The sequence below is a fragment of the Cellulomonas soli genome (assembly GCF_013409305.1).
In the GTDB taxonomy this organism is placed as follows: domain Bacteria; phylum Actinomycetota; class Actinomycetes; order Actinomycetales; family Cellulomonadaceae; genus Cellulomonas; species Cellulomonas soli.
Genome location: NZ_JACBZJ010000001.1, coordinates 2,107,407 through 2,128,278, shown reverse-complemented (window position 1 = coordinate 2,128,278; position 20,872 = coordinate 2,107,407). Strand labels below are relative to the sequence as shown.

General features: G+C 74.5%; 19 protein-coding genes. 9 read left to right on the top strand and 10 right to left on the bottom strand.

Translation table 11 applies throughout. The features are described 5' to 3' along the window. Nucleotides 1–87: 87 nt before the first annotated feature. Nucleotides 88–2,355 carry an LLM class flavin-dependent oxidoreductase gene (locus BKA22_RS09875; protein WP_146954506.1) on the top strand — a complete coding sequence of 756 codons (2,268 nt, stop codon included), beginning with the start codon at nucleotides 88–90 and terminating at the stop codon, nucleotides 2,353–2,355. A gap of 19 nt (nucleotides 2,356–2,374) precedes the next feature. Here the strand turns inward: BKA22_RS09875 and BKA22_RS09870 are convergent, their stop codons facing one another. Together BKA22_RS09870 and BKA22_RS09865 are read right to left on the bottom strand one after the other, a co-directional pair. Then, nucleotides 2,375–3,454 (bottom strand): aspartate-semialdehyde dehydrogenase, encoded by a 1,080-nt coding sequence (locus BKA22_RS09870; RefSeq protein WP_146954505.1) that lies wholly within the window; start codon nucleotides 3,452–3,454, stop codon nucleotides 2,375–2,377. A gap of 5 nt (nucleotides 3,455–3,459) precedes the next feature. After that, nucleotides 3,460–4,791, bottom strand: coding sequence for an aspartate kinase (locus BKA22_RS09865; RefSeq protein ID WP_146954504.1), 1,332 nt, complete (start codon nucleotides 4,789–4,791; stop codon nucleotides 3,460–3,462). A gap of 180 nt (nucleotides 4,792–4,971) precedes the next feature. On the opposite strand from BKA22_RS09865, the gene BKA22_RS09860 reads away from it, so the two are divergent. Both BKA22_RS09860 and BKA22_RS09855 read left to right on the top strand, forming a co-directional pair. After that, nucleotides 4,972–6,051, top strand: coding sequence for an ABC transporter ATP-binding protein (locus BKA22_RS09860; RefSeq protein ID WP_146954503.1), 1,080 nt, complete (start codon nucleotides 4,972–4,974; stop codon nucleotides 6,049–6,051). 5 nt (nucleotides 6,052–6,056) lie between these two features. Beyond that, a complete protein-coding gene (locus BKA22_RS09855) occupies nucleotides 6,057–7,202 on the top strand; it encodes an ABC transporter permease (protein WP_146954502.1) in 1,146 nt (381 codons plus the stop codon). Nucleotides 7,203–7,254: 52 nt separating this feature from the next. Here the strand turns inward: BKA22_RS09855 and BKA22_RS09850 are convergent, their stop codons facing one another. Then, nucleotides 7,255–7,887 (bottom strand): TetR/AcrR family transcriptional regulator, encoded by a 633-nt coding sequence (locus BKA22_RS09850; protein WP_146954501.1) that lies wholly within the window; start codon nucleotides 7,885–7,887, stop codon nucleotides 7,255–7,257. A 161-nt stretch (nucleotides 7,888–8,048) separates the two neighbouring features. Here BKA22_RS09850 and BKA22_RS09845 point away from each other — a divergent pair, with 161 nt between their 5' ends. Beyond that, nucleotides 8,049–8,471: an organic hydroperoxide resistance protein gene (locus BKA22_RS09845; protein WP_146954500.1), complete on the top strand. Its 423-nt coding sequence runs from the start codon at nucleotides 8,049–8,051 to the stop codon at nucleotides 8,469–8,471. Between the two features lie 73 nt (nucleotides 8,472–8,544). Here BKA22_RS09845 and BKA22_RS09840 read toward each other — a convergent pair whose 3' ends face one another. Both BKA22_RS09840 and recR read right to left on the bottom strand, forming a co-directional pair. Beyond that, on the bottom strand, nucleotides 8,545–9,123 hold the full coding sequence (locus BKA22_RS09840) for a DUF5063 domain-containing protein (RefSeq protein WP_146954499.1): 579 nt from the start codon (nucleotides 9,121–9,123) through the stop codon (nucleotides 8,545–8,547). A 41-nt stretch (nucleotides 9,124–9,164) separates the two neighbouring features. Then, nucleotides 9,165–9,764 (bottom strand): recombination mediator RecR, encoded by a 600-nt coding sequence (gene recR / locus BKA22_RS09835; protein WP_146954498.1) that lies wholly within the window; start codon nucleotides 9,762–9,764, stop codon nucleotides 9,165–9,167. A 165-nt stretch (nucleotides 9,765–9,929) separates the two neighbouring features. On the opposite strand from recR, the gene BKA22_RS20155 reads away from it, so the two are divergent. Next, complete coding sequence (locus BKA22_RS20155) at nucleotides 9,930–10,439, top strand: SSI family serine proteinase inhibitor (protein ID WP_146954497.1); 510 nt, start codon at nucleotides 9,930–9,932, stop codon at nucleotides 10,437–10,439. Between the two features lie 15 nt (nucleotides 10,440–10,454). Here BKA22_RS20155 and BKA22_RS09825 read toward each other — a convergent pair whose 3' ends face one another. From BKA22_RS09825 to BKA22_RS09815, 3 genes are all read right to left on the bottom strand, one after another. Next, nucleotides 10,455–11,513, bottom strand: a complete 1,059-nt coding sequence (locus tag BKA22_RS09825) for a 2,3-butanediol dehydrogenase (protein ID WP_146954496.1) — start codon at nucleotides 11,511–11,513, stop codon at nucleotides 10,455–10,457. A 111-nt stretch (nucleotides 11,514–11,624) separates the two neighbouring features. Next, the gene (locus BKA22_RS09820) at nucleotides 11,625–13,976 is read right to left on the bottom strand and encodes a DNA polymerase III subunit gamma and tau (RefSeq protein ID WP_146954495.1); all 2,352 of its coding nucleotides are present in this window, start codon (nucleotides 13,974–13,976) and stop codon (nucleotides 11,625–11,627) included. A gap of 55 nt (nucleotides 13,977–14,031) precedes the next feature. Continuing rightward, nucleotides 14,032–14,802 carry a LysE family transporter gene (locus BKA22_RS09815; protein WP_146954494.1) on the bottom strand — a complete coding sequence of 257 codons (771 nt, stop codon included), beginning with the start codon at nucleotides 14,800–14,802 and terminating at the stop codon, nucleotides 14,032–14,034. 80 nt (nucleotides 14,803–14,882) lie between these two features. On the opposite strand from BKA22_RS09815, the gene BKA22_RS09810 reads away from it, so the two are divergent. Continuing rightward, nucleotides 14,883–15,401, top strand: coding sequence for an Lrp/AsnC family transcriptional regulator (locus tag BKA22_RS09810; RefSeq protein ID WP_146954493.1), 519 nt, complete (start codon nucleotides 14,883–14,885; stop codon nucleotides 15,399–15,401). Between the two features lie 6 nt (nucleotides 15,402–15,407). On the opposite strand, the gene BKA22_RS09805 is transcribed toward BKA22_RS09810, so the two are convergent. Then, nucleotides 15,408–16,772 (bottom strand): FtsX-like permease family protein, encoded by a 1,365-nt coding sequence (locus tag BKA22_RS09805; protein ID WP_223203725.1) that lies wholly within the window; start codon nucleotides 16,770–16,772, stop codon nucleotides 15,408–15,410. After that, nucleotides 16,769–17,527 carry an ABC transporter ATP-binding protein gene (locus tag BKA22_RS09800; RefSeq protein WP_146954492.1) on the bottom strand — a complete coding sequence of 253 codons (759 nt, stop codon included), beginning with the start codon at nucleotides 17,525–17,527 and terminating at the stop codon, nucleotides 16,769–16,771. The genes BKA22_RS09805 and BKA22_RS09800 overlap by 4 nt, the downstream gene beginning before the upstream one ends. A gap of 282 nt (nucleotides 17,528–17,809) precedes the next feature. On the opposite strand from BKA22_RS09800, the gene BKA22_RS09795 reads away from it, so the two are divergent. The 3 genes from BKA22_RS09795 to BKA22_RS09785 all read left to right on the top strand — a co-directional run bounded on the left by BKA22_RS09795 (nucleotide 17,810) and on the right by BKA22_RS09785 (nucleotide 20,767). After that, nucleotides 17,810–19,279 (top strand): ferredoxin reductase family protein, encoded by a 1,470-nt coding sequence (locus BKA22_RS09795; protein ID WP_146954491.1) that lies wholly within the window; start codon nucleotides 17,810–17,812, stop codon nucleotides 19,277–19,279. Nucleotides 19,280–19,285: 6 nt separating this feature from the next. Continuing rightward, the gene (locus tag BKA22_RS09790) at nucleotides 19,286–19,849 is read left to right on the top strand and encodes an FMN-binding protein (protein ID WP_146954490.1); all 564 of its coding nucleotides are present in this window, start codon (nucleotides 19,286–19,288) and stop codon (nucleotides 19,847–19,849) included. 96 nt (nucleotides 19,850–19,945) lie between these two features. Further along, entirely contained in the window at nucleotides 19,946–20,767 is an 822-nt protein-coding gene (locus BKA22_RS09785) for an FAD:protein FMN transferase (protein ID WP_146954489.1), read from the top strand. The last annotated feature ends 105 nt before the right edge of the window (nucleotides 20,768–20,872 follow it).

Sequence of the window (20,872 nt, the reverse complement as noted above, 5' to 3'; positions counted from 1 at the left end):
CAGAGCCGTGTCTCGCGCAAGAGGCCGACGAGACCGAACCGGTGCATAGAGTCGGTCGTGCAGACGACGTCACGAGAGGCGGCACGCATGGCGGACTACGGCCACGAGCTCGCGTTCGGCACCTTCCTCACCCCGCAGAGCGCCGACCCGCACGCCGCCGTCGCGCTCGCGGTGCTCTCCGAGGAGGTCGGCCTCGACCTCGTCACGTTCCAGGACCACCCGTACCAGCCGGCGTTCCTCGACACCTGGACGCTGCTGACCTGGGCCGCCGCCCGCACCACGCGCGTGCACCTGGCCGCCGACGTGATCAACCTGCCCCTGCGCCCCCCGGCCGTGCTCGCGCGGTCCGTCGCCAGCCTCGACCTGCTCTCCGGCGGGCGCGCCGAGCTCGGCCTCGGTGCCGGCGCCTTCTGGGACGCGATCGAGGCCATGGGCGGCACCCGGCTCACCCCCGGGCAGGCCGTGGACGCCCTCAGCCAGGCCATCGACGTCATCCGCGGCCTGTGGGACACGAGCGAGCGTTCGCCGCTGCGCGCCGGCGGCGAGCACCACCACGTGCACGGCGCCAAGCGCGGACCCGCACCCGCGCACGACATCGGCATCTGGGTCGGCGCCTACAAGCCGCGCATGCTCCGGCTCGTCGGCCGCCAGGCGGACGGCTGGCTGCCCTCGCTCGGGCGCCTCCAGCCCGGCGACCTCGCGCGCGGCAACGAGGCGATCGACGCCGCCGCCCGCGAGGCCGGCCGCGACCCGCGCGCGATCCGACGGCTGCTCAACATCGGCGGGCGGTTCACCGTCGTGTCCGAGGACGGTGCTCTCGTCGGTCCCGTGCAGCAGTGGGTCGACGAGCTCGTCCGGCTCGCGCTCGAGGACGGCATCGGCACGTTCGTGCTCGGCACCGACGACCCGCACGACCTGCGCACCTTCGCCGAGCAGGTCGTCCCCGCGGTGCGGGACCAGGTCGCCGCCGCCCGTGCGACCGCGGGCACCACCGAGGGCGGACCCCGCACCGACGCCGCCCTCGCCCGTCGCACCGAGGGCATCGACTACGACGCGGTCCCGCCCGGACTCGACGTCGTCGAACCCGGCGACCGCCGCTACGGCGGGCTGCGCTCCACGTACATGCGGCGCGGCACGCCGGGGATCGTGCTGCTCCCCCGCGACGTCGACGGCGTCGTGGCCGCGCTCGGCTACGCCCGCAGCCAGCGCGGGCCCCTGGCCGTGCGCTCGGCCGGCCACGGCATCTCCGGCCGGTCGACCAACGACGGCGGCGTCGTCCTCGACGTCCGCGGGCTCGCACGCGTCGACGTCGTCGACGAGACCACGCGTCGCGTCCGAATCGGCGCGGGCGCCACCTGGGGCCAGGTGTCCGCCGCCCTCGCACCCCGCGGCTGGTCGGTCGCCGCCGTCGACCACGGCGGCGTGGGCGTCGGCGGGCTCGCGACGGCAGGAGGCATCGGCCTGCTGGCCCGCGCGCACGGGCTCACGATCGACCAGGTCGTCGCCGCCGAGGTCGTGCTCGCCGACGGGAGCGTCCACCAGGTCGACGCGACGCACGAGCCCGAGCTGTTCTGGGGCCTGCGCGGCGCAGGCGGCAACCTCGGCATCGTCACCTGGGTCGAGATGCAGGCCGTCGAGCTGCCCGACGTGGTCCTGGCCACCATGGTCTTCGACGCGACCGAGACCACCGGCCTGATCGCACGGTGGGGCCGGTTCGTCGAGGAGTCACCGCGCGAGGTCAGCAGCCTGCTGCACCTGTCGACCGGGCACCGCGGCCGCGGACCCGTGGCGCAGACCACCACCGTGTGGGCCGGGGACGACACGCAGGCCGCCGTCGCGGCGTTCGAACCGCTGCTCGGCGCGGGCCCCCTGCTCGACCACCGCGCGCAGGTCACCCCGTTCGCCGGCGTCGTCGGACCCGTCGAGGAGCACCAGGACGGCGCCGCGCCGCCCGCCAGCCGGTCCGGGCTGCTCCCCCGGATGAGCGCGATCGCCGCCGCCGACCTCGGCACGCTGCTCGGCAGCGGCGTCGCCACGATGCTGCAGGTCCGCGCGGTCGGCGGCGCCGTCAACGACGTCGCACCCGACGCCACGGCCTACGCGCACCGCCACCAGCTGTTCTCGGTCGCCGCGTTCGGCGGGCTGCCCGACCGCGCAGGGCTGGACACCGAGTGGGACCGGCTCGCCCACCCGCACATGGACGGGCTCTACCTGGCCTTCGAGACCGACCCGCGACCGCAGCGGCTGCTCGAGGCGTACCCGCCACGGACCCTGGCCCGGCTGCGCGCGCTCAAGCGTGCGGTCGACCCCGAGAACGTCTTCGACCAGAACTACCCGATCGACCCCCGAGGCTGACCGCCGGGCGAACCCGCCGTCAGGCGGGCACGCCCCCGCGCAGGCGGTCGGCCACCACGAGCTCGGCGATCTGCACCGCGTTGAGCGCGGCACCCTTGCGCAGGTTGTCGTTGCTGACGAACAGCGCCAGCCCACGACCGTCCGCGATCGACTGGTCCTGCCGGATGCGACCGACGAGCGAGGGGTCGATGCCCGCGGCCTTGAGCGGGGTGGGCACGTCCTCCAGCTGCACGCCGGGGGCGTCGGCCAGCAGCTCGGTGGCCCGCTCGACCGACAGCGGCCGGTCGAACTCGACGTTGATCGACAGCGAGTGACCGGTGAAGACCGGCACGCGCACGCAGGTGCCCGCGACCAGAAGCTGCGGGATGTCGAGGATCTTCCGCGACTCGTTGCGCAGCTTCTGCTCCTCGTCCGTCTCGTGCGAGCCGTCCTCGACGATCGAGCCGGCCAGCGGGATCACGTCGAAGGCGATCGGGGCGACGTACTTGACCGGCTCCGGGAAGGTCACCGCGGCGCCGTCGTGCACGAGCGCGAGCGTGTCCTGCTCGACGGCGGCACGCACCTGCGAGTCGAGCTCGGTGGCCCCGGCCAGACCCGAGCCGGAGACCGCCTGGAACGTGGTCACGGTCAGCCGGCGCAGGCCGGCCTCGTCGTGCAGCACCTTGAGCACGGGCATGGCGGCCATGGTCGTGCAGTTGGGGTTCGCGACGATGCCCTTGCGGGCGTCGGCGAGCGCGCCCGGGTTCACCTCGGACACGATCAGCGGCACGTCGGGGTCCAGGCGCCAGGCCGAGGAGTTGTCCACCACCAGCGCACCGGCGGCGGCGAACCGCGGTGCGTGCACCTTGCTCGTGCCGCCACCGGCCGAGAACAGCGCGACGTCGATGCCGGACAGGTCGGCGGTCTCGACGTCCTCGACGACGACCTCCGTGCCGCGCCAGGGCAGCGTGCGACCGGCCGAGCGCGCCGAGGCGAAGTAGCGGATCGTCGCGACCGGGAAGTCGCGCTCGTCGAGCAGCCTGCGCATGACGGCGCCGACCTGTCCGGTCGCGCCGACCACCGCGACGTTGAGCCCTGCAGCGGCCTCGTTGAGCGCCATGTCCTTCACCTTCCGGTCCCGCCGTACACGACGGCCTCGTCCGACTCGGAGTCCAGCTCGAACGCCGTGTGCACCGCGCGCACCGCCTCGTCGAGGGAGTCCGCCCGCGTGACCACGGAGATGCGGATCTCCGAGGTCGAGATCATCTCGATGTTGATGCCGGCTTCGGACAGCGCGGCGAACAGCCGGGCCGAGACGCCCGGGTGCGACTTCATGCCCGCGCCGATGAGCGAGAGCTTGCCGATCGTGTCGTCGTACTGCAGCGACGCGAAGCCGATCTCCGGCTGGTGCTCGGTGAGCTTGGACGTCGCGGCCGCACCGTCCGTGGCCGGCAGCGTGAAGGAGATGTCCGTCAGACCCGTGGCGGCGACCGACACGTTCTGCACGATCATGTCGATGTTGACGCCCGCGGACGCGACGACCTCGAAGATCCGGGCGGCCTTGCCCGGCACGTCGGGCACGCCGACCACGGTGATCTTGGCCTCGCTGCGGTCGTGCGCGACGCCGGCGATGATCGGCTGCTCCATGGTGGCTCCCTCGGCAGTGGCGGGATCGATGGCGGGATCTGTGGCGGGATCTGTTGCGGTCTCGGTGGCGGGCGCGGGCGCGTCGGTGACCAGCGTGCCCGGGTGGGACGTGAACGACGAGCGCACGTGCACCGGCACGCCGTACCGGCGGGCGTACTCGACGCAGCGCAGCACGAGCACCTTGGCGCCGGACGCGGCCATCTCGAGCATCTCGTCGTAGCTGATGCGGTCGATCTTGCGGGCCGCCGGCACGATGCGCGGGTCGGCGGTGAACACGCCGTCGACGTCGGTGTAGATCTCGCAGACGTCGGCCTTGAGCGCCGCGGCGAGCGCGACGGCCGTGGTGTCCGAGCCGCCGCGCCCCAGGGTCGTGACGTCGTTGGTGGAGGGGTTGACCCCCTGGAACCCGGCGACGATCGCGACGGACCCCTCGGCGATCGTCGTCGCGATCCGGCTCGGCGAGACGTCGATGATGCGCGCCTTGCCGTACGACTCGTCGGTGATGACACCGGCCTGCTGACCCGTGAACGACTTCGCGTCGACGCCCAGGTTGTGGATGGCCATGGCCAGCAGCGCCATCGAGATGCGCTCGCCGGCCGTGAGCAGGATGTCCATCTCGCGCTGCGGCGGTAGCGGGGTGACCTGCTGCGCGAGGTCGATGAGCTCGTCGGTCGTGTCACCCATCGCGGAGACCACGACGACCACGTCGTTGCCCGCGCGCTTGGCCTCGGCGACCCGCTTCGCGACGCGCTTGATGCTGGCGGCGTCAGCGACGGACGAGCCGCCGTACTTCTGCACGATCAGGGCCACGATGAGTCTCCGGAGGCGAAGGAGCGGGTCCTGGCGAGTCTAGGACGGGACCAGAGTGCGGACGCCTCGAGTTCCGCATGACGGACGGGACGTCCGAGGCCGCCGGACCCTCACAGGTTCTGCACGGACGGCGGCGCGGTTCACCCTCGGCGGCGCACCGCTCGCCCCTAGGTTGGGCCCATGCCGAGCCCGGTCGACGACACCCCGCCCACGGAACCCGCTGCCCCCGCCACGCCACCCGGCGAGGAGGCGCCCGCCGCTCCCGTCGCGGCGCTCGCGACCGTCGGCGCGCAGCGGCCCGACGCGGCGAGCCACGGGATCGTCGTGCGGCGGCTGCACCGCGCGTTCGGGCCGGTGAAGGCCCTCGACGGGATCGACCTCGTCGCGCGTCCGGGTGCGGTCACCGCGCTCGTCGGGCCCAACGGCTCCGGCAAGACGACGCTCCTGCTCGTGCTGGCCGGTCTGCTGGTGCCGGACGCCGGGGAGGTGCGCGTCGCCGGGCACGACCCCGTGGCCGACGGCCCGCAGGCGCGGGCCCGCACCGGCTGGATGCCCGACGCGTTCGGCACCTGGGACTCCCTCACCGCCCGCGAGGTGCTCCTCACGTTCGCCGCAGCCTCGTGGATCTCTCCGTCGGTCGCCCGCCGCCGGGTCGACGAGCTGCTCGCGACCGTGCACCTGAGCGAGTTCGCCGACCGGCACGCGAGCGTGCTGTCCCGCGGGCAGAAGCAGCGTCTCGGCCTGGCCCGCGCCCTCGTGCACGACCCGCAGGTCCTGCTGCTCGACGAGCCCGCCAGCGGCCTGGACCCGCGCTCGCGCGTCGACCTGCGCCTGCTGCTGCGCGACCTGGCCGACCAGGGCCGCACCATCCTCGTCTCGAGCCACGTGCTGACCGAGCTCGAGGAGATGGCCGACGACGCCGTGTTCGTCTCCCGCGGCCGCACCGTCACCGACGCGGGCATCGACGCGACCGTGGACGCCCCCCGAGCCTGGCGCGTGCGGGCGCTGTCCCTGGCCGCGCTCACCCGGTGGCTCACGTCGGTGGGAGCCGCATGGAGCCCCGACGACGGCGGCCCGGACAACCACCTCGCACCACCGACCGACGGACCCGGTGCGGTGCTCGTCCAGATCGCCGGCGACGACGGCGCGGCGACCCTGATCCGAGACGCGGTCGCCGCCGGCGTCCCGCTGGTCTCGGTGGCCCCGGCCGGCGGTGTGCTCGAGCAGGCATACCTGGCACTCGACGAGGAGCGACGGTGAACGCGATGAGCACGGTGACCCTCGACGAGCACCAGCCCCCCGAGGAGTCCGGCCCGGTGCTCGTGCCGCCGACCCGCCGCAGCCCGTGGAGCATGACGTGGCACGGCGTGCGGACCGTCGCGGTGCTCGACCTTCGCCAGCGCGTCCGCTCGACCCGGTGGGCCGTCGCGCTCGTCGCGTGGTTCCTCGTCGTCGGTGCCATCACGCTCCTGTCGACGGGCGCGATCTCGTCGACCTGGGGCTCGTCGGGCAGCCGGGCCGAGTACGGGCCGCTGCTGTTCGGCGTCGTCACGTTCCTGGTGCTCGGGCTCGGTCTGCTCGTCACCCCGACGCTGACGTCCACGGCCGTCAACGGCGACCGCAACGCCGGCACGCTCGCGACCCTGCAGGTCACGCTGCTCACCCCCGCCGAGATCGCCATGGGCAAGCTGCTGGCCGCCTGGGTGGCGTCGCTGGCGTTCCTGGCGATCAGCGTGCCGTTCCTCGCTCTGGCGCTCGCCTTCGGCGGCACGCCCGTGTGGGCGATCGTGCGCGTGGTCGTGCTCGTCGCGCTGCTGCTCGTGGCCGTCTGCGGCATCGGCATCGGGTTCTCCGCGCTGACCGCGCGCACCGCGGGCTCGACGGTCCTCACGTTCGTCGCCGTCGCGACGCTGACGATCTTCTCGCTGATCTTCTACGCGGTGACGTTCCCGTCGATCACCACGACCGAGCAGGTCCGCGTCTACGGCACACCGGCCACCTGGGACTACTCCTCGAACGACATCCCGGAGTGCGAGTGGAGTACGGAGAGCCGCGACGTCATGCACACCGAGCGCACCTGGTGGCTGCTGGGGATCAACCCGTTCGTGATCGTCGCCGACGGCGCGGGCACCGGTGACCTCGAGAACCGCACCGACCCGCTCGCCGGGATCCGCGACGGCGTGCGCACGCTGCGCGCCGGGCCGGACCCGGAGCTCGACGAGTGCTGGACGTACGGCAACGACTCGACCGCCGACGACGTCGTCGTGCAGCGGGCCGAGCCGACGTCGACCCCGGTCTGGCCGTGGGGCCTGGCGTTCAACCTGCTGCTCGGTGCGGGCGGGTTCGCGGTGGCCGTGCGACGGCTGACGGTCCCCCAGCGCGTCCTGCCGCGGGGCACCCGCGTCGCCTGACGCCCTGCTCGCCCGAGGCCTCAGTCGGCTGGCGTCTCGGTCGCGTGGCGCGTCAGTCGTCCGTGCCCGAGCGGCCGGCGCGGACGACTGCCGCCCCGGCGCGCAGCAGCGCCGCCGTGACCGCCTCGGGCGCGCCGACGTCGCCGGCGACCATCGCGCCGTCGCGCAGCATGCCGAGCTGGAGCGCGACGGCGTCGGGGTCGTGCACGCCGAGCCGCCCGAGCACGTCGGCCGCGGTGCCGAGCAGGCGGCGGCGGTGCTCGGCGACCACGAGCCGGACCGGGTGCTGCGGGTCGGGGTACTCGGCGGCGGCGTTGATGAACGGGCAGCCGTGGAACCCGGGCGCGCAGGACTGGGTGCCCACGGCGCGCGCGTAGGTGCGCAGGACCTCGGCCGGGTCGTCGGCGTGCTCGGTGCACCAAGCGTCGAGCCGGGCGTCCTCCCGTTCGGCGACGACCGTGAGGTAGGCGACGACGAGGTCGTCCTTGGTCGGGAAGTGCCGGTAGAACGTGGCCTTGGTGACGCCCGCGTCGGCGATGACGGCGTCGGCGCTGACCGCGCGGATGCCCTCGGTGTAGAACCGCACGGCGGCGGCTTCGAGGATGCGTGAGGCGACCGGCGACTGCCCGCCGTCGCGGGCGGGGCGGCCGACGACCGTCCCGGCGGGGGCGGACAGGGTCGTCATCTGTGCTCCTTCGTGGCTGCGCGGGTCTGCCGGTGGACGGCCAGGTGCGGGGCCCGCCGGCGTCGCCCGGGGGTGACGCACGTCCCTTCGGCCGAGTGTGACACGGGGCCGTCGAGCGACGTACGGTAGACAGACTAGTTCGTCTCTCTTCGAGGAGCACCATGAGCACGCTCTACACCGCCACGGCCACCGCCACCGGAGAGGGCCGCGCCGGACGCGCCGTCTCCGACGACGGCCAGCTCGACCTCGCGCTCGCGATCCCCGCCGCGCTCGGCGGCCCCGGCGGCGGCACCAACCCCGAGCAGCTGTTCGCCGCCGGCTGGGCCGCGTGCTTCCACTCCGCCCTGCGCACCGTCGCCCGCGCCGAGAAGACCACCCTCGCCGACAGCAGCGTCATCGCCGACATCTCCCTGCTGCCCGACGGCAACGGCGGCTACAAGCTCCAGGCCGCGCTGCACGTCGAGATCGGCGGGATGGACCAGGCCGTCGCCGAGCAGCTCGTCGAGCGCGCCCACCAGGTCTGCCCGTACTCCAACGCGACGCGCGGCAACATCGACGTCGTCATCGACACCACGGTCGGCTGACCCCACCGCAGGCAGACGAAGGGCTCCGGCGCTCGACCACCAGGGTCGGAGCACCGGAGCCCTCGTCACGACCTCACTGCTGCAGCGCGTCGTACTCCGCCTCGGTGGCCACGTCGTCGTCGACGTCCAGCCGCAGGTGGCCCAGCATCGACTGCAGCGTGCGCAGACAGCTCGACGCCCGACCACCCCAGTCGGACAGGTACGAGAACTGCCACCACCACAAGGCCTCGAGCACCTGACCCGTCTCGTGGTGACGCAACCCCTGCGCCAACGCGCCCGCGATCGAGACCAGGTCGCCCGAGACCGTCGCCTGCGTCACGTCCGAGCCGAGCACCGGGTCGACGACCTCGTCGTACTCGTCGATCCCCTCGAACACGTTCGCCAGACCCGCCCGCAACGGGTCGACGTCCGGGTCCGGGCCGAGATCGGGCTCGAAGCGCAACGGCGGCACGACGTCCTGCGTCGCGCCCAGCCGCGCACCCGCCGCCAGCACGTCGGAGACAGCCAGCAGCAGCAACGGCAGCGACGCGTCCGGGTTCGTACCCGCGGCGACCTCGGTCACCGTCGTCAGGTAGCTGCGGGCCTCGTCGGCCACCGCGCGCGCGATGTCGCGCAGGTCGGCGTCCGGCTGCACCTCGTCGGTCGTGCTCATCGTGCTCCCCTCTTCGTCGCGCCCTGCTCGAGCGTCAGCGACTACGCGTTGATGCGGCGACGACCCTCGAACGCCCGCCCCAGCGTGACCTCGTCGGCGTACTCCAGGTCCCCGCCGACCGGCAGCCCCGAGGCCAGGCGGCTGACCGTCAGACCCATCGGCACCAGCAGCCGCGCCAGGTACGTCGCCGTGGCCTCGCCCTCGACGTTCGGGTCGGTCGCGAGGATGACCTCCGTGACAGTGCCGTCCGCGAGCCGCGTCATGAGGTCCTTGATCCGCAGGTCGTCCGGACCGATGCCGGCGATCGGATTGATGGCCCCGCCGAGCACGTGATAGCGGCCACGGAACTCGCGCGTGCGCTCGATCGCGACCACGTCCTTCGGCTCCTCGACCACGCAGATCACCGACAGCTGACGCCGCGGGTCACGGCAGATCCGGCACTGCTCCTCCTGCGCGACGTTGCCGCACACGGCGCAGAACCGCACCCGGGCCTTGACCTCGGTGAGCGCGTCGACCAGCCGCCGCACATCCGCCGGATCGGCCGCGAGCACGTGGAACGCGATCCGCTGGGCACTCTTGGGACCGACCCCGGGCAACCGCCCGAGCTCGTCGATCAGGTCCTGGACCGCGCCCTCGTACACACCGGCAGCCTACGGGGTCGGTGCGCATCGGCAGCGGCAGGCGCGGGCACGCAGGCCGCCGGTCGGCCCGGCGCCCCGCACTCCCGGACGCCTCCCGTCGGCGACGGGAGCCCCACGAGGACGGCAACGGTGGCAGCATGGCGGGGACGACGAAGGGGGGCGATCGTGCGACGGACCTGGGCCGGACCGCTGGTCGTGGCGACGCTCGCGTCCGCCACCCTGCTCCTCGCCGGGTGCGCCTCCGGGACCTCCGGCTCCCCCACCGTCACCGCACCCGGCACCGCACCCGCCGGGGCACCCGCGAGCCCGTCGACGACGGCCACGATCGTGCCCGCGCCCGACGGGTCGGTCGTCCCCGGTGAGCTCACCGTCGAGGTCGACGCCACCGGTTCCGGGGCCGTGGAGACCTGGACGCTGACCTGCGACCCGGTCGGCGGGAGCCACCCCGACCCGCTCGGCGCCTGCCTCGCGCTGGGCACCCCCGAGGGCGTCGCCGCGCTCGCCCCCGTACCTGCCTCGACCATGTGCACCGAGATCTGGGGCGGGCCGCAGACCGCACACGTCACGGGCACCCTCGACGGCGAGCCGGTGGACGCGACCTTCTCGCGGACCGACGGGTGCCAGATCGCCCGGTGGGACACCCTCGTCGCGGTCCTCGGGACGGGCGGGGCCTGACGACGACCTGCGCCGTCAGAGCCGGACGAGCACCTTGACGACCGTGTCGCGCTGCTCGACGAGCACCCGGTAGCCCTGCTCGACGACGTCCGCCGCCTCGATGCGCGCCGAGATGAACGGTCGCAGGTCGACCTTGCCGTCGCGGACCAGGGCGATCGCCGTCGGGTGGTCCCCCGCGTAGCCGATCGCCCCGCGCACGTCGAGCTCGCGCAGCACCACACGCGAGAGGTCCACGGCAGGGCGCGCGCCGAACTCCGCGACGACCTGCACGACCCCGCGGGCGCGGACCGCCTCGACCATCGCGTCCAGCACCGGCTGCACGCCCGCGCACACGAAGGCCACGTCGGCCCCGCGACCGTCGGTCATCGTCGCGACCCGGGCGGGCACGTCGTCCTGCGTGGGGTCGAGCACGACGTCGGCCGCGCCCGTGCGCAACGCCGTCTCCTTGCGCGCCGCACTCACCTCCGACACGACCGTCGTGGCGCCCAGACCGCGCGCCACCGCCGCGACGAGCAGACCGATCGGCCCCGCCCCGCCGACCAGCACCACGTCCCCCGCCCGCACGCCCGCACGTCGCACCGCGTGCACGGCGACCGCCAGCGGCTCGATCAGCGCCGCCTCGTCGAGCGGCAGGTCGCCCACCGGGTGCACCCACCGGCGATCGACCACGACCTGCTCGGCGAGCCCGCCGCCACCGCCCGAGATGCCGACGAAGCCCATCGAGTCGCACCCGTTGTAGCGGCCGTCCCGGCACGAGGGGCACGCCCCGCACACCAGCAGCGGCTCGACGACGACACCCTCACCGACGCTCAACCCCTCGACGCCCTCACCGAGCTCGAGCACGACGCCGGAGAACTCGTGCCCGAGCACGACCGGCAGCGTCTCGCCCGACAGCGGGTGCGGCCGCTCGGCGGTGGGCGAGGGCGGGAGCGGGCCGTCCTGGAACAGGTGCAGGTCCGTGCCGCAGATGCCCGTCCACGCCGGTGCGATACGCACCGCGCCCGGCCGCAGCGACGGCTCGGGGATCTCCTCGAGCCGGACGTCTCCCCTGCCGTGGTACCTGACCGCACGCACGGGTGCCTCCTCGCCGACCGGGACGTCGACCCGGGCAGGGCCGATCGGACCCGCAGAGCCGGGCCGGGTCGACCGTAGGCCGGTGCGGACGGGCAGGCTGCGGGACGAAGGTCAGGCCGGGTCGTCGAGCTGCTCGTCGATGACCGTGCCCCCGAGCATCTGCGCGACGAGCGGTGCACCGACCAGGCCGGACGCCGTGATGTCCGGGTCGTCGGGCGACGGGTCGTCCTCCTCGATAGGAACGCGCGGGCGCTCCGCCTGCTCACGCCGGACGGCCGCCATCGCACGCTCGCGTGCGGTGGCGGGCACGTTGGCAGGCGCAGGCGAGATCGGAGCAGGAGACGGCGGTGCGTCGGCGGTCGCCCGGGTCGGGGAGGACACGGGCGGCGAGGGCGGACCGGACTCGTGCCAGTCGTCGTCCGGCGGCTCCGCCAGCGGCGGCTCGTCGTCGTCCGGCGGACCGTCCTGCGGGCGCCGCGCGTGGGCCGCCTCACCCGGGCCGGACGCCGCCGGGGGCACCGCCGGTACGGTCGCGCGGGCGGGGGCGGGCGTGTCCCAGGAGGCCGCGGCCTCGGCCGAGGTCATCTGCCGGTGCGGCGAGGCGGGGGCAGCGGACGCCGGGCTCCCGCTCCCGGCGGGGGGCTCGGGCGACCCACCCGGTGCGGCCGGGCCGCGGCCCTGTTCGACGAGCACGCCCTCGACCCGCACGTCCACGCCGAGCGTCTCGCGCAGGGCACGGGCGACCGCGTCGGTGTGCGCCGAGCCCTTGAAGGCCGTGACCAGGCCGGGCTGGGCGAACCCGAGCCGCAGGGTGGTCTGGTCGAGCTCGAGCACCTGCGCGTGCTGGCTGACGAGCGCCCACGCGGCGACCCGCAGCCCCTTGAGGGTGCCGAGCACCTCGGGCCAGCGACGACGCAGCATCTCGGTGTCGGCAGCGACCGCACCGGCGGACACGCCCGACGTCGCCGGCGCGGCAGAGGCCGGAGTGGCGGCGGGGGCGGGAGTGGCGACAGGGGCGGGAGTGGCGGGAGCCGCGGCGGGGACGGCAGGAGGGATCGGGGCTGCTGGCGCGACGGGCCGGGATTCCGCAGACGCCTCGACCGGCGCCTCGTGCGACGGCGTCTCCTCCTCGACCGGCTCGTCCGTCGGCAGGTCGACGGGGGTCGGCTCGACGGACCCCTGCTCGGCGACGGTCGGCGCGACCTCCGCGGGTACCGCGGCGAGGGGACCAGCGGTCACGGGTGCTTCGGTCACGGGTGCAGCAGGGGCGGCCGCCGCAGCGGGCTCCGTCCAAGCGGTCGGCGCGGGCAGGCCGCGCTCCAGCCGGTCGAGCCGGGCGGCCAGGCCCTCCCGGGTGTCGTCCGCCGCGGGTAGCAGGAGCCGGGCCATGAGGAGCTCGAGGTGCAGCCGGGGCGAGGTGGCACCCGTCATCTCCGTGAGCGCGGCGTTGGCCAGGTCGGCGGAGCGGGACAGCTCGGCCGCGCCGAGGTGCAGGGCCTGGGCGCGCATACGTTCGAGCTGGTCGGCGGGCACGTCGCGCAGCGCGGCGGCAGCGGAGTCGCCGGACGCCGCGATGACGATGAGGTCGCGCAGCCGCTCGAGCAGGTCCTCGACGAAGCGGCGCGGCTCGTGACCGGTGGAGATGACGCGGTCGACGACCTTGAACGCCGAGGCGCCGTCGCGGGCGGAGACCGCCTCGACCAGGTCGTCGAGCAGGGAGGAGTGCGTGTAGCCCAGCAGGTCGACCGCACCCTCGTAGCCGAGGCCCTCGGCGCCGGCACCGGCGATGAGCTGGTCGAGCACCGAGAGGGTGTCGCGCACCGAGCCGCCGCCTGCGCGCACGACGAGCGGCAGCACGCCCGAGCCGACCTGCACGCCCTCGGTCGTGCACAGCTGCTCGAGGTAGGGCACGAGCACGTCCGGCGTGACGAGCCGGAACGGGTAGTGGTGCGTCCGCGAACGGATCGTGCCGATGACCTTGTCCGGCTCGGTGGTCGCGAAGATGAACTTGATGTGCGGCGGGGGCTCCTCGACGATCTTCAGCAGCGCGTTGAAGCCCTGGTTGGAGACCATGTGGGCCTCGTCGAGGATGAAGATCTTGTAGCGGTCGCGCGCCGGGGCGAACGTGGCGCGCTCACGCAGGTCACGCGCGTCGTCGACGCCACCGTGGCTGGCCGCGTCGATCTCGACCACGTCGAGGCTGCCGGGGCCGCCGCGGGCCAGCTCGACGCACGACGGGCACGTGCCGCACGGGGTGTCGGTGGGGCCCTGCTCGCAGTTGAGGCAGCGGGCCAGGATGCGTGCCGAGGTCGTCTTGCCGCAGCCGCGCGGGCCGGAGAACAGGTAGGCGTGGTTGACCTGACCGCTGCGCAGCGCCTGCCGCAGGGGCGCGGTGACGTGGTCCTGCCCGATCACCTCGGCGAACGAGTCGGGCCGGTAGCGGCGGTACAGGGCTGTCGTCACGCACCGAACCCTAGACGCCCGCACCGACGGTCGCCGACCCCTCCCTGGCCCGGGATCAGCCGAGCGCGAGGGCTGCCGCGAGCCCCACGACGACCACGCTGCCGCCGACCGACAGGGCGGTGCGGCCCCGCTCGGCGAGCCGACCTCCGAGCAGCCCTCCTCCGACGGCGAGCAGCAGCTGCCAGGCCGCCGAGGCGACGGCGACCCCGACCACGAAGGCCGCACCGACCGCGAGGCCGGGGCGGCCGGTCGTCGCAGCAGCACCCGAGACGCCGGCCAGGCCCGCGACGGCACCGACAGCGACCGTGGCGAACGTGACGGCTGTCGTCGGGTTGACGGCGGTGAGGGCCACGAACCGGGCGTAGGCACGCCGCGACGCCCGCACGCCGGCGGGTCCGGGCGCGACCGCGGGGGTCGAGCCGGCAGGACCAGCCGCGTCGGCACCCGTGCGATCCGGGTCCGGGTCCGGGTCCGCCCGAGGACGCGCGGCCGGGCCGCCGGCGAGGTGCCGGGCGCGCAGGGCGCCCGCGACCCCGGCGAGCCCGACGGCCAGCAGGACGCCCGCGCTGCCCAGCCGGACCAGGTCGGCGTGCGCCTCGACCGCCCGCCCGACCGGGACGCCGACCAGCACCGCGACGAGCGCGTACGTCGCGTCGACGGTCGCGACGCCGAGCGCGGCCCCGACCGCGACCCGGGTGCCGCGCAGCAGGCCTTCGCGCAGCAGGAGCACGCCGACCGGGCCGACCGGTACCGCGACGGCGAGGCCGGCGAGCAGGCCGACGACGAGCGCGGGCACGGTCCCGGCGGTGAGGAGGAGGGTGCCCATGCCGGCCGATGCTGCCGGGACGAGCAGCCCGGAGCACCCTCGTCCTGCGCATCCGTTCGGTGCACTGCGATGATCGCCGTGTGGACGACCTCGACCGCGCGATCCTGCGCGAGCTGACCGCGGATGCGCGGTTGCCCTTCCGTGAGCTGGGCCGCCGCGTCGGCCTGTCCGCGAACGCCGCCTCGGCCCGGGTGCGGGCGCTGCAGCGCGACGGGACGATCCGCGGGTTCACCGTCGTCACCGCGCACACGGCCGCGCAGGTCGGCGGGGTACGACCCGGTCCGGTGCCCCCCTCGGCCATCGGACCGGGTCGTCCCCTCGATGGTGCCTCCGCCACGACTGCGGGGCACCCGCTGGAGGTGTTCGTCGAGGTGCGCCTGGCCCCGGGTGCGAGCGAGGAGTTCCTCGACCGCCTGCACCGGCCGCCGGGCTTCCCGGAGGTGCTCGACGCCGTGCACGTGACGGGCGGGTACGACTACCTGCTGCACGCTCTCGTCGCCGACCCCGCCGCGATCGACCACCTGGTGCGCCGGCTCAAGCGCGAGACCGGTGCCGAGCAGACGTTCACCCGGCTCGCGCTGCGCACCGGCACCGCCTGACCACCGTCAGTCGGCGCGCACGACCGTGGTCGCGAGCACCGAGCGCAGCAGCGGCCGGCTCGTCTCGGTGGCCGCGACCACGAGCGCGACCCCGCCGACCAGGCAGCCCAGCAGCAGGAGCAGGCCGCCCGGGGACTGCACGGCCGCCAGCCCGAACAGCGGCAGCAGCATGACCAGCGCGAGCGCGGCCGACCCGACGCCGACGGCGAGCAGCGGCACGAGCACCTCACGTCGCCGGACCGCGTCGAGCAGCTCGACGGGAACACCCGCCAGGTCGGCGAGCGCGTACTCCCGCCGCCGGTCGAGCACCGAGGCCGCCTGCGCGATGCCGGCCGACGCCGCCGCGACGAGGAACGTGATGACGAGCGTGAGCATCGCACCGGTGACGATGTCGTCGAACAGCAGCCGGCCCTCCGCGTCCACGTTCTGACCCACCGAGAGGGCGGGCACGACCGCGAGCGCCCCGGCGACGAACCCGGCCAGCCCGAGGCCGCCGACCACCCGCCAGGTGGCGCGCGGGTCGTCGAGCAGGCGGCGGGCGGCCAGCAGGCGGGCCGGGGTGGTCGCGCGGCGCAGCAGGACCCGGCCGAGCAGGCCGAGCGTCCACGGCCCGAGGGCGTTGAGCGTGGCGAACGCGACGGCCAGCATCACGACCAGCAGGATGACCGCGGCCGCGCCCCACATGCCGAGCGTCGCCGAGACGACCATGAAGGCTCCCGTCGCGACGAGCGCGAGGACGAGCCGGAGCGCGCTCAGGCCCGGGGGCGTCTGCCGTCGGGCGACCCCGAGCGGCGAGACGGTCACCCGCCGCAGGGACACCGCACCGGAGACGAGGGCGAGCAGCGGCACGACGACGAGCGCGCCCAGCACCCCCTGCCAGCCGACCCACAGCTCGCCGACCGTGAACGTCGTGCCCTGGAACGGCACCAGCGCCCACAGGGGCAGCAGCGCGGCGTAGAGGAGCGTGCCGACGACCGCACCGACCAGCCCCTGGCCGACGGTCTCGACGAGCGTGAGCCCGACGACCTCGCGCGGGGTCGCGCCGAGCAGCCGCAGCGTGGCCAGCCGGGCGTCGCGCCGGGACACCCCCAGCCGGGCCGCGGCACCGCCGAGCGTCACGAGCGGCACGACGAGCAGCACGAGCGCCGTCCACGCGAACAGCACGTACGCGTCGCCGACGTCCTCGAGGAACCGGCTGGTCGGGTGCTGGGTGCGGTGCACGAAGCCGAGCAGGCCGCCGACGACCGACAGCGTGAGCGCGGTCGACACGGCGAACGCGGTGACCGCGAGCCCGGTGACGATCCGGGCGTCGCGCCCGCCGGCTCGTTGCAGGCGCGGGGCGAGCGCCAGCACGGGGTTCATGGCGTTCATGCCGCACCCCCGACGACGAGGCCGTCACGGACCTCGATGCGACGGTCGCACCAGGCGGCGACCTGCGCGTCGTGCGTGACGACGACGAGCGAGGCCCCGGCGCGACGCGTCGTCTCGGTGAGGATCCGCATGACCTCCTGGCCGGTCGCCTGGTCGAGGGCGCCGGTCGGCTCGTCCGCGAAGACCACGTCGGGGCCGGTGATGAGTGCGCGGGCGACGGCGACCCGCTGCGCCTGGCCGCCGGACAGCTCGCCGGGACGCCGACCCTCCATGCCTGCCAGGCCGAGCGAGGCGAGCCACTGGGTCGCGACGTCGATCGCCTCGCGGCGCGGCGTGCCGAGCAGCATCGAGGGCAGGGCGACGTTCTCCACCGCGGGCAGCTCGGACAGCAGCTGGCCGAACTGGAAGACGAAGCCGTAGTGCCGGCGGCGCAGCAGCGAGCGCTCCCGCTCCCCGAGTGCCGAGACGTCACGGTCGCGCAGCACGACGCTGCCCTCGTCGGGCCGCAGGATCCCGGCCAGGCAGTGCAGGAGCGTCGACTTGCCCGAGCCCGAGGGGCCCATGACGGCCAACGACTGCCCCTCGCCGAGGTCGACGTCGACGCCGGCCAGCGCGGTCGTCGTGCCGAACCGCTTGACCAGGCCGCGGGCGCGCAGCCGTGCAGGTGCGACCCCCGGGGCCGGTGCCGTGGGTGCGGCCCCCGAGAGGTTCGGGACGGGCAGGTCGGCGGTGGGGATCGGGCTCGGTGCACTCATGCCGTCAGCGTCCGTCGGCGGGGTGCCGGCGCGCGTCGGCCCGCGGGACCCACCTGGTGCGCGGGGCGCTGCGACCACGGGCCGACGCGGGTCCACCGGACGGACGACGCCACCCTGAGCGGACCCTGAGTGCGCGTCCCCACGCAGCAGCACGGGACCGTCCCGCTCGTGCGCACCGGTGCCGCTGCTGGGACTACGCACCGGCTCTTCTCAGAGTTCCCTCAGGTCCGACCGTCACCGTGGTCATCACGACCCCCCGAGGTCGACCGTAGGAGGAGCGAGATGACGACCACCACCGCACGACCGGGCACCGCACCGGCCGCGTCGTACGCCGACCGCGCGGATGCCCGGCAGGCCGCGGCCGCACGCCCCGTGCGGCTGCGCCCGCCCGTCCGGCGTGCGTGGTGGCCGGACGCCGTCGGCATGTTCACCTGGGGCACCCTGCTCGTCGTGACCGCCCTGTGGGTCGCGAACAGCGGTCTGCAGGACGTGGTCGCCGGACCGGCCGAGGCGCTCAGCTCGCTGGGCCGGCTGACCGGGCTGTGGGCGTCGAACCTGCTCCTGCTGCAGGTGCTCGGCATGGCCCGCGTGCCCGTCATCGAACGCGCCTACGGCGCCGACCGGCTGGCCAAGTGGCACCGGTGGGTCGGGTTCAGCTCGTTCCACCTGCTGCTCGTGCACATCGTGACGCTGGTCCTCGCCGAGAACCTCTACAACGGCACGGGCGTCGTGCAGTCGGCCTGGTCGATGGCGCTGACGTACCCGGGGATGCTCCTCGCCTGGGCCGGCACGCTGATGATCACGATGGTCGTGGTGCTCTCGATGCGCGCCGCACGCCGCCGGATGCGCTACGAGTCGTGGCACCTGCTGCACCTGTACGCCTACCTCGGCGTGGGCATCGCGCTGCCGCACCAGCTGTGGACCGGCACCGACCTGACCGCGCAGCCCTGGGCCGCCGCCTACTGGTGGGGTCTGTACGGCGCCGTGCTGGTGCTGGTCCTCGTGTACCGCGTCGGCGTCCCGCTCGCCCTGTCCGCCCGCCACCGGTTCGAGGTCGCCTCCGTCGTCCCTGCCGGTCGGGGCACCGTCACGGTGCACGTCACCGGGCGCCACCTGGAGGCCCTGCGCGCCGAGGCGGGCCAGTACTTCGTGTGGCGCTTCCTCACCGGGCCCGGCTGGACCCGCGGGCACCCGCTGTCCCTGTCGGCCGCACCCTCCACCGCGGGCCTGCGCGTCACCATCGGCATCGACGGCGACGACGGCGAGCGCATCGCCTCGCTCCGACCGGGCACCCGGGTGCTCGTCGAGGGCCCCTACGGGCGGATGGTGACCAGCGCCCGCACGCGTCGGCGGATCGCGGCGTTCGCCGCGGGCACGGGTGTCGCACCCGTCATGGCCCTGCTGCACGACAACGCCGCGAAGAGCCGGACCACGGGCGCCGACACGCTCGTGCAGCGGCTCAGCGACGACCAGGACGGCACCCTCCTGCAGGACGCCGCCTGGCTCGCCGACCAGTTCGGCATGCGGCACGTGACCCTCGTCGGACGCCGCTCCCGCACCGGGACGTCCTGGCTCCCCGAGGAGTACGGCCACGTCGCCGGCCCGCAGGCCGTGCGGCTCCTCGTCCCGGACCTCGACGAGCACGACGTGTTCGTCTGCGGGCCCGACGGCTGGGCCGATGCGGTGGTCGCCGACGTGCGCGCCGCGGGCGTCCCGGAATCCGCCATCCACCTCGAGCGCTACACCTGGTAGGTCATCATGCGTCGCATCGTCATCGCCTTCATGGGCACGCTCAGCGGGCTCGTCCTCCTCTTCTCCTACCCGACCAGCACCAACAAGACCGTCGACACCGCGGACACGACCTCGACGGGCTCGGCGAGCTCCTCGTCGTCCAGCACCACGGACGGCACCGCGGACAGCACGACGGACAGCGCCACGGACAGCGGGACGACGTCGGCCCCGACGACCGACGCGGGCACCAGCACCGACTCCTCGGGGAGCACCTCCTCCGCGGACCAGGGCACGACGAGCTCGTCCGGCATGGCCGACGGCACGTACACGGGTACGACCGTGTCGACCCGCTTCGGCGACGTGCAGGTGCAGATCACGGTCTCGGGCGGCGCCATCACGTCCTCGGACGCGATCGCGTACCCGACCAGGGACGGGAAGTCCAAGCAGATCAACGCCTACGCGGTCCCCACCCTGAACGACGAGGCCCTCTCGGCGCAGAGCGCGTCGATCGACCTGGTCTCCGGTGCCACCTACACCAGCAACGGGTACGTCCAATCGCTGCAGGACGCCATCGATCAGGCGCTAGCCTGACAGTCCGTTCTGTCCGGTTCTCATGGTCCTCTCACAATCGCGGGGGACCATGAGCACCACCGCACCAGCCGCCGCGTCACGACGACGAGGACCGTGATGACCCTCTCCACCACCGAACGTCGCCCGGTCGAGCTCCCGCCGACCGAGCCCGTGCCGTCCGTCCCCGCCGCCGCGGAGGTCCCGCGCCGTGCGTGGGTCGAGCAGATCATGGGGATGCCGATCAGCATCCACGTGCGCGGCCCGATGGCCGAGGCCCCGCTCACCGCGCGGGCCGTCGCCGACGCGTTCACCGAGCTGCGGCGCATCGACTCGGTGTTCAGCACGTACCGCGAGGACTCCGTCATCTCCCGGGTGCGGCGCGGTGAGATCCGGCTGGCGGACTGCCCGCCCGAGGTCCTCGAGGTGCACATGCTGTGCCGGCAGGCCCGGGAGCGGACCGACGGCTGGTTCGACGCGTGGCGGTGGAGCGACGGGTTCGACCCGACGGGCCTGGTCAAGGGCTGGGCGATCGCCCGCGCGGCGACCCTGCTGGAGGACGTCGAGGGCGACGTCGCGATCGACGCCGGTGGCGACGTGCTCGTCCGGTCGGCGGCCGACGCGCCGTGGCGGGTCGGCATCGAGGACCCGCGCGACCGCACCCAGGTGCTCGCCTGGGTCGACGTGACCGACGGCGCCGTGGCCACCTCCGGGCCGGCCGCCCGCGGCGCGCACATCATCGACCCGTTCAGCGGCGAGGCCGTCACCGGGATCCTCTCCGCCACCGTCATCGGCCCCTCGATCGTGTGGGCGGACGTGCTCGCGACGGCCGTCGTGGCGCGCGGCGAGCAGGCCGTCGAGTGGGTGCAGACGCTGCACGGAACGTCCGGGGTCATCGTGCTCGCGGACGGCCGCGTGCACCGGTGGTCCAACCCGGTCTGACCCCGTCCGACCCGGACGACCAGGTGGGCGACGCACCGAGCGGCTGCTGGCGTCCTGGCGTCACGCGAGAGGACACCACCGTGAGCGTCGTCGACGTCGATCTCG